The sequence below is a fragment of the Fischerella thermalis PCC 7521 genome (assembly GCF_000317225.1).
Taxonomy (GTDB): domain Bacteria; phylum Cyanobacteriota; class Cyanobacteriia; order Cyanobacteriales; family Nostocaceae; genus Fischerella; species Fischerella thermalis.
On the sequence record NZ_AJLL01000023.1, the window covers coordinates 121,675 to 134,704 of the forward strand.

The window sequence follows — 13,030 nt, forward strand, 5'->3', positions numbered from 1 at the left end:
TTGTTTAGAAATAGGGAAATTATAACTAATACCAACTAAACAATAAGGAATAATTATTGACCATTGACAAATAACTAATGACTACATTCAGTGGTACTAAGATGTGCGATCGCTTGTCTGAGCCATTCTTCTACGTATGCATCTTTTGGTAGTCCAATATCTTCGCTAACTACATGCAAAGCGTGACTCACTTCAGTGGGAGTATACCCCAATGCAAGCAGAGCCATTTGCACTTCTTCGAGAATTCCTGGTGCTGGACCGCCTGTAGCGACAAAGAAGCCTGCTGTTTTGCGCCATTCGATTAATTTGCTTTTCAATTCCAAACAAATGCGTTCGGCGGTTTTTTTGCCGACGCCAGGCGCTTGAATCAACAGTTGAACATTACCAGTGATAATAGTCTGGACTAACTCTGGAAGTTCCAGAGTATCTAATAAAGCGATCGCCAAAGCAGCACCGATACCACTCACACTTAGCAAGTGACGAAATACATCCCTTTCTGCTGGGGAACCAAAACCGTACAGTAACGGCACTTCCTCCCGAATTTGGTAATAGGTAAATACTTGTACTTCACCTCCCGATTCTGGTAGCTGCTGTGCTAGCCGCCCTGGGATTTGTAAATCGTAACCAATACCATTGACCTCGAGAGTAAGAACATGGCGATTTCCACTCTGTTTTTGAATGCCAGCAACAATGCCTTTGAGATAACTAATCATTATTCCATCAGTCCGAAATATCTTAAGCCTTCCAAAATACCACCTGCACAGGCATTTTGTGCCAAGTAGCGGTGGTTAGCGGGATTTTCATTGTGCCACTGGAGTAACTCCCGACGAGCATTCCCCACAATAATCCCTCGTTCATTGCCTGTTGCGAATAAAGCAATATCATTACCAGAATCACCACAGACAACAGTTTGCTCTGCTACAAATTTCCACTTTTGACGAAGAAACTGTACTGCCTGACCTTTATCGCTCCTGCGAGGCACAATGTCAAGGTCTATACCGCTACTGTAGATTAACTTTACATTTAAATTAGATTTGAGCAACTCCGATTCTAATTTTGGTAAAACTGCCACAGATGCCTCCTCTTCTAAGAAAAAACTTACTTTGAAAGGACGCTGCTCAGTGCTTGGTTGTGGTTTCAACTCAGTAAATTTAGCTGTTTGATTTAACACTAAATTCCTGTCCCAACCCTGTGAAAGTATTGCTGCCCAAGTCGAGTCTGGGCTGTCGCTACCATCCAAGTATATTTCCGTTCCTACAGATAAAATCAGGGCATCTGGTTCAAGAAGATTTTTTTCTTCTTGCAGTTCACGGTATAGAACAGGCGATCGCCCAGTAGCATAAACAATTTTTGTACCATACTCTTCACGATGTCTTTGCAGGCGCTCATTTAATAGCAGCAGCGCTTGATCATCACCTACGAGAGTATGATCTAAATCAGTTACAAATAAAAATCCAGCCACGGCTACTTCTTTTGTTAGCTCTACACCAAAAGTGTATGCCGTTTTTGTACCGATTATCTGCTTGGTGTCTTAGTTTCTTGGTGGTTATATAAAATTTTTATTTCACCACCAAGACACCAAGACACAAAGAAAATTTATACGACGCAAGGTATGCAAGTGAAAACAGAGGAGAGACTTGGAGTAGACGCAATATAAAGATATATAGATTTAAATCAATAGTAACTATTTGATAAAAAAGTTATAAGAATTTATTACAGTAGTTATCGTCGAATTGTCTAGATCACTAATTCCATTTTGAGAGATATAAGGATAATCTATTTTTAACAAGATTAAGCAAATATAAATTTGTTTAAACTCCCATAAAAACGTTGTCTGGAAGTGACGGTTGTGTTTTGACAACTGCTATTTTGTCTTGCTGCAAATTAGAGGTGAGTTAATGGCTCAGTTCCTGCTTGAAACGGTTTGGTTGGTACCTTTATATGCGTTAATAGGTGGGCTTTTAGCTGTGCCTTGGTCGCCGGGAATTATTCGGCGTACGGGGCCAAGACCGGCGGGGTATGTCAATTTAATCATGACATTTTTAGCGTTTGTTCACTCTGCTTTAGCATTTCCTGCTACTTGGAATCAGCCTGCGTATCAAGTATTTATACCTTGGTTGAGCACTGCGGGTTTAAATCTCTCCATTGATTTAGAAATTTCCTCGATTAGTGTTGGTGCAATGATCGTAGTTTGTGGCTTAAATTTGCTAGCACAGATTTATGCCATTGGCTACATGGAAATGGACTGGGGCTGGGGACGTTTCTATTCTTTGTTAGGAATGTTTGAAGCGGGATTATGTGCCCTGGCTTTGTGCAACAACCTATTCTTTAGCTATGTAATTCTGGAGATCCTGACTCTCGGAACTTACTTGCTGGTTGGGTTATGGTTTATCCAACCTTTGGTAGTTACTGGGGCGAGAGATGCGTTCCTAACTAAGCGGGTGGGCGACTTATTCCTGTTGATGGGGGTACTGGGACTATGGCCTTTATCGGGAACTTGGAATTATACAGAATTAGCGGAGTGGGCAGCTAGTGCTAATGTAAATCCAACACTAATCACACTGGTTGGTTTGGCGCTGATTGCAGGGCCAATGGGTAAATGCGCCCAGTTCCCTTTGCATCTGTGGTTGGATGAGGCAATGGAAGGGCCTGTTCCCAGTACAATTTTGCGTAACTCAGTGGTGGTTGCAAGTGGCGCTTGGGTGTTGATCAAATTGCAACCTGTTTTTAGCTTGTCGCCGATAGTTTCTAGTGCGATGGTTGGTATTGGTGCAATCACGGCGGTAGGTGCTTCCTTAATTGCGATCGCTCAAGTTGATGTTAAACGCTGTTTGTCTTATTCTGTGAGTGCCTATTTGGGTTTGGTGTTTATCGCTGTAGGTACACAGCAAGACGAAGCGGCGCTGTTGTTGGTACTTACCCACGCTTTTAGTGCAGCATTACTGGTGATGAGTACAGGTGCTGTTGTCTGGAACAGTATCACCCAAAATGTTACTTTGTTGGGTGGACTATGGTCACGTCGTCCAGTTTCCGGCTTAGCTTATATTGTTGGTATTTTGGGTTTAATTGGTTTTCCACCTCTAGGTAGCTTTTGGGCGTTGTTGAAATTAGCAGATGGACTATGGACAACCAAACCTTGGCTAGTTGCAGTAGTAATAGCAGTCAATGCTTTGACAGCTTTTAGCTTGACCAGGGAATTCAGTCTCATTTTTGGTGGTAAACCCAAGCAAATGAGTGAGCGATCGCCTGAAGTTGGCTGGCAAATGGTGTTACCAATGATGATTTTGATGAGCTTTACTCTTCATTTACCTTTAATTTTGCAAAGCTTATCACTTCTACCTAGTTGGGCTGAATTAAATAAAGATGTTGCACTGCTGTTAATTTGGTCAAGTATTTTTGGTTGCAGCATCAGTGCTGTAATTTATCTAGGCAATGTGCCAAAACCAATTCGCCTACCTTGGAAAGGTTTACAAGATTTAATTGCCTACGATTTTTACACTCCCAAACTCTATCGGATGAGTATTGTTTTGAGTGTTGACCTCATTTCTAAATTAGCCGACATTGTTGATCGTTTTGTAGTTGATGGCATTGTTAACTTGGTTGGTTTAGCTTCTATTGGTGGTGGTGAAAGTCTTAAATATAGTACCTCTGGACAAACCCAATTTTATGCCTTCACTGTCCTGTTAGGAGTAGGTGTTTTAGGAATATTCGTCACTTGGCCCTACTGGGGAAATCAGTTCCTAGACATGATGTTGTTGTCTCGCTAACAGTGCATTGAAGTTTAACAATATCAATTTACCATTCCAAATTATGCTCAGCGTTTTAATTTGGCTCCCGATTTTTGCGGCTGCTGTCATCGCATTATTACCTGGAAATATTTCTGCTAATCGTGTGCGTTTAGGAGCATTGTTTGCTTCTGGAATAGTACTGTTGTGGAATCTTTTTCTCTTACTCAAATTTGATATCAACAATCCAGGGATGCAGTTACAAGAGTATCTCCCCTGGAATGAAACCCTTGGTTTAAGCTATCAGCTTGGGGTAGATGGACTTTCGATTTTGCTGCTGATTTTAAATAGTTTGCTCACCTGGATTGCTATTTACAGCAGTAGTCAGCAAACAGAACGTCCCCGGCTTTTCTACTCTCTAGTTTTGTTAGTGAGTGGTGGAGTCGCAGGCGCATTTTTAGCAGAGAATTTACTACTATTCTTCCTGTTCTACGAACTAGAATTAATACCCTTTTATCTGCTAATTAGCATTTGGGGTGGTCAAAGACGGGCTTATGCTGGTATTAAGTTCCTGATTTATACTGCTGTTTCCGGCGCGTTAATTCTGGCTACCTTTTTGGGTGTTGTCTGGGTAACAGGTTCCTCTAGCTTTAACTATGATGCCCTTTCTACTCAGACTTTATCAGCAACACTGCAAATCGTTCTGTTGGTAGGAATCATACTAGGCTTTGGAATTAAAATCCCCTTGGTTCCTTTACATACCTGGTTGCCAGATGCATACGTTGAAGCTTCCGCGCCTATTGCCATTCTGCTTGGTGGTGTGCTGGCGAAGTTAGGCACCTATGGAATTTTACGGTTTGGGATGGCGTTGTTTCCCGATGCTTGGAGTACTCTCGCACCAAGTTTGGCAATTTGGGGTGCAATTAGTGCCATGTATGGAGCAGTAACAGCGATCGCTCAAAAAGACATCAAGCGCATGGTGGCATACAGTTCCATCGGTCACATGGGTTACATTCTCCTGGCTGCTGCTGCTAGTACTCCCCTTGCTCTTGTTGGTGCTGTTGCCCAAATGGTCAGCCACGGTATTATCCTAGCCATTCTCTTCCACCTAGTCGGAGTTGTAGAAGCCAAGGTGGGAACCCGGGAGTTGGATGTCCTCAATGGCTTAATGAATCCTATACGCGGTTTACCCCTAACCAGCGCCTTATTAGTTTTAGGCGGTATGGCTAGCGCGGGTATTCCTGGAATGACAGGATTTATCTCTGAATTTATCGTTTTCCAAGGTAGTTTCTCTGTATTCCCCCTACCTACCCTATTATGTGTAGTCGCCACTGGCTTAACCGCCGTTTACTTTGTCATCCTTCTCAACCGTACTTGTTTTGGTAAACTCGACAACGACCTTGCCTATTACCCACGAGTCCTGTGGCACGAAAAAATGCCTGCCCTAGTTTTGGCAGCCTTAATTTTGTTCTTAGGAGTACAACCCACTTGGTTGGTGCGTTGGGCTGAACCAACAACAACAGCAATGGTTGCAACCATTCCTCCCATCGAAAAAGCAGTGACTCAGCAAGTAGCCCTGAAATAAAGAACTAAAAATGGTAAAAGCACTAGATAAACCTACAACTAAATTACCGCCTTCTACTCATGAATTTGCAGAAATAATTCACCGTTTAGAAGCTGGCGGTTCAATGTTACCGGATACGCCAGAAAATTTGATGCAAATTATCGGCATCTATAAGGCTTATGCAGTGCCGATGGATTTCTACTGGCGTGACTTACTTTATATTGCCGAACAAGTTTTTTTAGATCCCTTTCCCTTCTTTAAATACTTCATTTCTCAGGAGTACTTAGAGCGGCATAATCATTATGCTGGTGACGATGCTGATTTGCGAATTTGGCGCGGTGAAGCAACAGCCCATCCAGAACTTTTGGCATTTATGGAAAAGGGTGAAACCTTTAAAATGCCAAAATTGCTTCATCATTGGTTTCATGACCGCATAAATATGGAATTTGCCGAAGAGTGTATGCGGGCAATGCTTTGGCATCGTCATATGTACGCACCAGTAAATCAATTTGATGCCTATCTCGACAGTGAAGAGTACAAAGCCAATGCCGATCGTGCTATTAAGGCTTACTTCCAAGGCAACCCTGTAATGTTAGGACTCTATAAACTGTTTCCAGATATGTTTTTGGAACAGTGCCGCCAAATGTCTTATTATGCCAACCTGGGCTTGTTCTGGGAAGTCATGGCTCCAGTTTTCTTTGAAATGTCGGACATCTATGATGAAGGGGGATTTAAAGGCGTCCCCGATGCCATGAATTTTTTGGTCAATGGAATTTTTGCGATCGCAGGTCGTCCCATTTACCATCATGTTTATATTCGGGGAGAATGTTACGAAATTATCCCTAAATCTAAGGGCTTTACCTGGCTTTATGAGGCAGCATTACCTTATGTAGAAGCTGTTTTCTATCGTACTTCTCCTTTCCGAGGTACAAAATCTTACAATGCCCAAGCCAGACAAATCCCTGATAAGCAAGAAGATTTCCACTACGGTATTTTATATGCCGATGTATTTCCTGTGGGGACTGCGGGCATTCCACCAACACTTTTAATGCAAGATATGTTGCATTTCTTACCCCAATATCTTGTGGATTATTACAAACAACACTGTCGTGGTGAGGACGATATGTTGATTCAGTTGGGAATTAGTTTCCAACGGTCAATGTACAACGTTACTTCTGCGGTAATTCAAGCTTTACGGACTGCACTCTTATATCCATTAGATGATCCAAATCCCAAACACTTACAAGCAAATCGAGAATTTTTTGAAGCACAATTAAATCGTTTTTGTCGCCCTGAATATGGTATGCGTGATGCTGCGCGTTTACGGCAAATTCAACGACAGGATTACAGATAAATCCTGAGTCATTAATATCCCCAAATTCTTAGATAACCCGGCGATATCGGCTGTAGAATTCTCACTAATCATATAGGATTTTACATAAATCCCCCTTAAGCAAGGGGGCTTTATTTTAAATGTCAAAATAAAACCTCCTTATTGGAGGCGTTGTGTTACCTCCACCCTTGAGAGTTTGTGACAAAGTTTTAGAAGGGTAGCAAATAATTGTTACTAATGCGAAGTCATCCCTAAGGCTGCTGGAGTAATCTTAGACATTACTTAATGCCTCCAAGCCATTGACCATAATATCCTCATTTTATAGCAGACTAAAAAGCAAGGAATTTTCTTAGTGCCTTAGTGTCTTAGTGGTTCAAGATGTATTTTTTATCACCAAGACACTAAAAATTTTCGTGCGATCAACCAGGGACTAGGGGTGAGGTAAGAGAAATAACAGATAATATAAAAAGCGCTTCATAGTTCTTAAAAATTTTCTAACACAATGGCAAGAGATTTACGGGAATTTATCAAACTTCTGGAACAAAAAGGACAACTACAGCGAATTACAGCGCCAGTAGATCCAGATTTAGAAATTGCGGAAATTTCCAACCGCATGTTACAAAAGGGCGGCCCAGCGTTATTGTTTGAAAATGTCAAAGGTTCATCTATACCTGTAGCGATTAATCTGATGGGGACGGTAGAAAGGATATGCTGGGCGATGAATATGCAGCATCCCCAGGAGTTGGAAGAATTGGGGAAAAAATTGGCGATGCTACAACAACCCAAGCCGCCCAAAAAGATTTCCCAAGCGATTGATTTTGGTAAAGTGCTGTTTGACGTACTTAAGGCGAAACCAGGAAGAGATTTTTTCCCTGCTTGTCAGCAAGTGGTGCTGCAAGGGGAAGATTTGGATTTGAATAAGTTACCTTTAATACGTCCTTATCCAGCTGATGCTGGGAAGATCATTACTCTGGGATTGGTGATTACCAAGGATTGCGAAACGGGTATACCCAATGTTGGCGTGTATCGCTTACAACTACAATCTCACAACTCAATGACCGTTCACTGGTTATCGGTGCGGGGTGGGGCGAGACATTTACGCAAAGCAGCCGAACGTGGGAAGAAATTAGAAATCGCGATCGCACTCGGTGTTGATCCTCTAATTATCATGGCAGCAGCCACACCAATTCCGGTAGATTTATCTGAATGGTTGTTTGCTGGACTTTACGGTGGTTCTGGTGTGCAGTTGGCAAAGTGTAAAACTGTAGATTTGGAAGTTCCCGCCGATTCGGAAATAGTCTTAGAAGGGACGATTACTCCAGGGGAAGTTTTACCAGACGGGCCTTTTGGCGATCACATGGGTTATTACGGCGGTGTAGAAGATTCGCCCTTGATTCGCTTCCAGTGTATGACACATCGTAAAAACCCAATTTATTTAACTACATTTAGTGGACGTCCACCCAAAGAAGAAGCGATGATGGCGATCGCTCTTAATCGGATTTATACTCCGATTCTGCGCCAACAAGTTGCGGAAATAGTCGATTTCTTCTTGCCAATGGAAGCTTTGAGTTACAAAGCAGCCATTATATCTATAGATAAAGCCTATCCTGGGCAAGCACGACGGGCAGCATTGGCGTTTTGGAGTGCGTTACCACAGTTTACTTACACCAAATTTGTGATTGTGGTGGATAAAAATATCAATATTAGAGATCCGCGTCAAGTCGTGTGGGCAATTAGTTCTAAAGTAGATCCCACACGGGATGTATTTATTCTACCCAATACACCCTTTGACAGCTTGGATTTTGCCAGTGAAAAAATAGGTTTGGGCGGACGCATGGGTATTGATGCTACCACAAAGATACCACCAGAAACCGAACACGAATGGGGCGCACCCTTGGAATCAGATCCAGAAATAGCGGCGATGGTGGAAAGGCGCTGGGCGGAGTATGGTTTAGCAGATTTGCAACTGGGAGAAGTTGATCCGAATTTATTTGGTTACGATTTGAGGTAAAAATTATGACACCAGCAATATTGCTGGTGTCTAAAAATCGGAGAAACAAGCGTGAACAATCAAGCAGGAAAGTTAGCGATCGCCTTAGCATTTAGTACTATTATCGTACTTGTTAATACTGGCATAGCCAATCATCATGTGTTAGCCCAATTACCCAAGCAACAAAAATGTGATATTTATGCCTACGTCACCAGCAAAGATCCACAAGGTTTAAATGTACGGAGTGGTGCAAGTCCTACCTACAAAATTTTGGGGAAAATAGTACTAATGAAACAGTAAAGATCATGGAGAAGCAGTACTCAGTACCAGGCAATTTAGAATCATTTAGTCAATAGTCAATGGTTATTTGTTAGTGGTTAGTGGTTAGTGGTTAGTGGTTAGTGGTTGACTCCACCCTTACGGGAAGCCGCTACGCGTCTACACACTCCTCATACTCCTCACACTCCTCATACTCCCCCCACCTCCCTCCCTACCTCCCACACTCCCCGATCACCAATCACACCACTGAAAGGGGTTCTTTAACCTTGCTTGTGAGTGTCAAAGGGTCAATTACTTCTAGTTCACCATGTTTGATACTCCAGCAACGGTCCGCGACTGCTAGCATATCCCCGGCATCGTGAGTTACTACCAATAGTGTCCAATCTTGTTTAAGTTTTGCTAATAAATTGACTAATTGCCGACGCATTGACCAATCCAAGCCGGCGGTAGGTTCATCAAGTAATAATAGGTGTGGTTGACGAATTAATTGCACAGCTAGGGCTAAACGTCGCTGCTGACCTCCACTTAAAGCCTGGGGTGATGTAGCCAATGATAAATGCTCTAATCCCACCTCTTGCAACGCTTGTTTAACTCTTTGTGTTCCTAACTCTGGATGTCCTAAGCGTAATTCTTCTAAAATCGTACCACCGCAAAAATGCCGTTCGGGAAACTGAAATACTAAACCCGCTAATTGTTGTAACTCTTCGGCAGTCAGGGTTTGTTCGTGCCAAGCAACAGAGCCGGATGTAGGTTCAGCTAGCCCGGATAAAATTTCGAGTAGCGTACTTTTTCCAGAACCACTTGGTCCAATAATCAAACCCAACTGCTGGGGTGCCAAATCCAGATTAATTGATTTGAGAATTGCTGTTGGACAAGCTGTGGGGTGGTAAACTACATTTCTGAGATAGAGCATTTGTTAAGACTACCAAAAAGAGTTAGGACATATCTATTAACTACACACGCTCGCATCTGCTAAGTCCCGAAAAAGTTAACAGGACATTAGCTATGCTTACATAGTAAATATTTAGCAGCTATAAGATATTCTGCTTTTCTTTAAATTCTAAGAGCAACAGAAACGATCGCTCCTAATTGTTTTTATTGTGGCAAACTTATTTTGGAACAACAGCTAAAACAAAATATGGGAACCTGCTAACATCAAGGCAGTCAAACTGTATACAAAGTTTTTTTCGGAAATATCCACTAGTCTTCGTTTATCTTTTGGGATTCTAAGTAATATATAAAACAATTTCAACAGTAATCATTCTGAAGGAAACACAACAATGAGTAAATGGTTTCCATCTGTGCAAGCAATTCGATCTGCTAAGCTTGAAACCTTTGTCCAAGTTAGTCTTACAGCGACTTTATTTCTGAATGTATGGGTTAATCCTTCTGTTGCTGCCGATCCTTTTCGGACAAAAGAAGCACGTAATATAGGTGACAAAACTGAGGCAGCTTTTAAAGCTATTTTCCAACAGGGAGACTACAAAGCAGCAGAAGCTTACCTACAACAGGCATTAATCAGCGAACCTAATGAACCTTTAGCCTATGCAATGAAGGCATCGCTAGCATACACCAACAAAGATTGGACAACACTAGATACTTACAGCAAAAAAACTTTAGAAATAGGACAAAAGTTAATTGCTAGCGACCCCTTGCGTGGTAATATTTACACTGCCGTTGGTCATTTCTTAGAGGGAGCAGCACTAGTTCGCCGTCAAGGTACTGTTAACGGTGCTACACAGGCATTAAGTAAGTTACAAGAAGTTTACAAGTATTTAGATAAAGCACAGGCAATTTCTGCCAACGATCCGGAACTCAATTTACTCAAGGGTTACATGGATTTGATGCTAGCTGTGAATTTGCCTTTTGCCAATCCCCAACAGGCAATTGAACGCTTGGACAAAAATGCTGCACCTGAGTACTTAGCGGATCGGGGTATTGCCTATGGGTATCGAGATTTAAAACAGTACAACCAAGCACTGGAGTATGTAAATCGGGCTTTAAAGGCGACATCTAATAATCCAGAGGTATATTACCTGAAAGCCCAAATTTTGCGGGGAATGGCAGGAAAAGAGAAAAATCAACAACTTTTACAGGAAGCGGTAATAAATTTTGACCAAGCACTAGCGAAGAAATCTCAACTACCAGCAGGTTTAGTAAAACAAATTGAACGTGAACGCCGCAAAGCTGCACAGGATATTGCTCGCGCTCAAAGATAGTGGACTGTGCTATTAATTTTGATTGGTTTGTAGTAAGGACTTTAGTCCTTAAAATTTTAAGCCCTAAAGCGCTTACTACGAACTTTTCTCTATCCGAGTTTTCTTGCCTGACTCACCTATAATTTAGTTTGGTAGCTTTGAGTAAGATTCTGTTAAGCAATTGTAAGTAATGGAAATACAGTTTCGTGAATTTAATCCTTTTGATTTGTGGATTTGGCTGAAGTTCAGTACTGTACCTTCACAACGTGAAAAGGAGTATGTCGAAGAACTTTTTGATTCCTGGTTTTACATGGGTAAACTGGGCGCATTTAATGCTGAAAATCTCCAGGTACAGGAAACAGGGTTAGATCTTAGCTATATGAACTATGACTCTGATGCGTACGATAGAACTTTGTTAGCACTGATGCACAACAAAGGCGAGTTTGAGTATCAGGGTCAATGGGGACGTTGCTGGTTTGACTTGGGAACTTCAGATGCGATCGCCTTGGATATTCTCATTAACGCCCTCCAACAGCTGGGTGTAGAATACGTCACCATTGATGAAGTTTACATCGGCGGCGAAAATGAGGATTGGCCTGTCGAGGAAAGTGACAGTCATCCTTCGTTTATATATGATAACTAGTAACAAAAATCGAACTACCAACCACTAACCACTAACCACTAACTAAAATTTGCTTGTATGCTTGGATGGTTTGACGAGCGATCGCATCCCAACTATAGTTGTGCAATGCATACTCTTTCCCATTTAACCCCCGGCGTTGACATTCCGCAGGGTTTTGCAAAGCGGTACGTAGTGAACCAGTGAGTGCTAGTACATCTGTTGTAGTTACCCATCCTGACTGACTTTCCTGGACTTGTTGGCAAATATGTACTTGATCTGAAATTACTACAGGTGTTCCTGCTACCATTGCTTCAGCGACAGCGATACCAAAATTTTCGTAGTATGAAGGCAAGACAAATAAATCGGCTGCTTGCAGTAGACTAGATTTGAATTCGCCAGTGACAAAACCAGTAATTGAAGTGTGCGATCGCAAGCTAGAATTAGCTATCTGTGATTTGATTTTTTGCTCATAAGCTGGATCTTGGGGATTAGTTCCAGCTAAAACAAAGTGAAAATTTAACCCTTCAGCTAGAAGGTTTTCCAAAGCTGGAATTAATAAACTCAGACCCTTTTTTGGATCAATTCGTGACATAAACAAAACCAATGGTACATTAGCAGCAATACCAAATTGCTTTCGTATCAAATTTTCCTCATTTTTCTTAGGAGGAATAACACCCAAGGGAATCACCAAATCCCGTGTCGCTACTCCAAATCTTTCTGAAATTTTCGCTTCCTGAATACTAGTGAAATGAAGTGCAGCAGCATTAGCTATATTGGCACGTTCTAATATGGCAGCATAAATTTGTTTCAAGTATTTTTTCTTTCTTAAATCGGCTGGATCAAGAGTACCTAGAGGACGTAAAATATAAGGCAGCTGTCGTTGACGACAAATTGCCGCAGCAGCACTACTAATAGGAGAAAATAGTGCGTGAATATGGGCTATATGAAACTCTTGGGCGTGGCGATTTAACCAGTTGCATAAATCAAGAGAAAATTTGTAGCGGCGAAAAGGGGCGCAACGAAAATAAATTATTTCATAACCATCTTTTTGAATAGGGACATTTAAGGTGACATCTAGAGGTTTTTGACCGTTATCACCGTTACTATCGGTTGTGATCACAGTTACTTTTACACCTTCTTTGGTTAACGCTGGGGCTAATCCAAGTACCATTTGACTAGGCCCACCGTAAATTAAGGAAATGGAAGGGACTATTTGTAGAATATGCATAAGTTATATTTTTTTCTTAGTCATAAGTCGTGAATTTAAAATTTATAGCGCTTCTCGTTTGGATCAAGTACAGCTTAATCGGTGTGCATCT

General features: G+C 41.7%; 11 protein-coding genes. 7 read left to right on the forward strand and 4 right to left on the reverse strand.

Going from position 1 to position 13,030, the window contains the following annotated elements; translation table 11 throughout:
- Positions 1 to 74 precede the first annotated feature (74 nt).
- Entirely contained in the window at positions 75 to 713 is a 639-nt protein-coding gene (ruvA, locus tag UYK_RS0105730) for a Holliday junction branch migration protein RuvA (RefSeq protein ID WP_009457874.1), read from the reverse strand.
- Positions 713 to 1,462 (reverse strand): sucrose-phosphate phosphatase, encoded by a 750-nt coding sequence (locus tag UYK_RS0105735; RefSeq protein ID WP_009457872.1) that lies wholly within the window; start codon positions 1,460 to 1,462, stop codon positions 713 to 715. Before UYK_RS0105735 ends, ruvA begins: the two co-directional genes overlap by 1 nt.
- A gap of 436 nt (positions 1,463 to 1,898) precedes the next feature.
- Between UYK_RS0105735 and UYK_RS0105740 the strand changes: the two genes are divergently transcribed.
- The 5 genes from UYK_RS0105740 to UYK_RS0105760 all read left to right on the forward strand — a co-directional run bounded on the left by UYK_RS0105740 (position 1,899) and on the right by UYK_RS0105760 (position 8,912).
- Positions 1,899 to 3,767: an NAD(P)H-quinone oxidoreductase subunit F gene (locus tag UYK_RS0105740; RefSeq protein WP_009457870.1), complete on the forward strand. Its 1,869-nt coding sequence runs from the start codon at positions 1,899 to 1,901 to the stop codon at positions 3,765 to 3,767.
- A 43-nt stretch (positions 3,768 to 3,810) separates the two neighbouring features.
- Complete coding sequence (locus tag UYK_RS0105745) at positions 3,811 to 5,310, forward strand: NADH-quinone oxidoreductase subunit M (protein WP_009457866.1); 1,500 nt, start codon at positions 3,811 to 3,813, stop codon at positions 5,308 to 5,310.
- Positions 5,311 to 5,320: 10 nt separating this feature from the next.
- Positions 5,321 to 6,643, forward strand: coding sequence for a CO2 hydration protein (locus UYK_RS0105750; RefSeq protein WP_009457865.1), 1,323 nt, complete (start codon positions 5,321 to 5,323; stop codon positions 6,641 to 6,643).
- 481 nt (positions 6,644 to 7,124) lie between these two features.
- Complete coding sequence (locus UYK_RS0105755) at positions 7,125 to 8,633, forward strand: UbiD family decarboxylase (protein ID WP_009457864.1); 1,509 nt, start codon at positions 7,125 to 7,127, stop codon at positions 8,631 to 8,633.
- 51 nt (positions 8,634 to 8,684) lie between these two features.
- Positions 8,685 to 8,912, forward strand: a complete 228-nt coding sequence (locus tag UYK_RS0105760) for an SH3 domain-containing protein (RefSeq protein WP_009457863.1) — start codon at positions 8,685 to 8,687, stop codon at positions 8,910 to 8,912.
- 217 nt (positions 8,913 to 9,129) lie between these two features.
- Here UYK_RS0105760 and UYK_RS0105765 read toward each other — a convergent pair whose 3' ends face one another.
- Positions 9,130 to 9,804 (reverse strand): ABC transporter ATP-binding protein, encoded by a 675-nt coding sequence (locus UYK_RS0105765; protein ID WP_009457861.1) that lies wholly within the window; start codon positions 9,802 to 9,804, stop codon positions 9,130 to 9,132.
- Between the two features lie 367 nt (positions 9,805 to 10,171).
- On the opposite strand from UYK_RS0105765, the gene UYK_RS0105770 reads away from it, so the two are divergent.
- Together UYK_RS0105770 and UYK_RS0105775 are read left to right on the forward strand one after the other, a co-directional pair.
- Positions 10,172 to 11,110: a Sll0314/Alr1548 family TPR repeat-containing protein gene (locus tag UYK_RS0105770; RefSeq protein WP_009457858.1), complete on the forward strand. Its 939-nt coding sequence runs from the start codon at positions 10,172 to 10,174 to the stop codon at positions 11,108 to 11,110.
- 169 nt (positions 11,111 to 11,279) lie between these two features.
- Positions 11,280 to 11,732, forward strand: a complete 453-nt coding sequence (locus tag UYK_RS0105775; RefSeq protein WP_009457856.1) for a DUF3531 family protein — start codon at positions 11,280 to 11,282, stop codon at positions 11,730 to 11,732.
- A gap of 31 nt (positions 11,733 to 11,763) precedes the next feature.
- Here UYK_RS0105775 and hpsP read toward each other — a convergent pair whose 3' ends face one another.
- Positions 11,764 to 12,939, reverse strand: coding sequence for a hormogonium polysaccharide biosynthesis glycosyltransferase HpsP (gene hpsP, locus UYK_RS0105780; protein ID WP_009457849.1), 1,176 nt, complete (start codon positions 12,937 to 12,939; stop codon positions 11,764 to 11,766).
- Positions 12,940 to 13,030 lie beyond the last annotated feature (91 nt).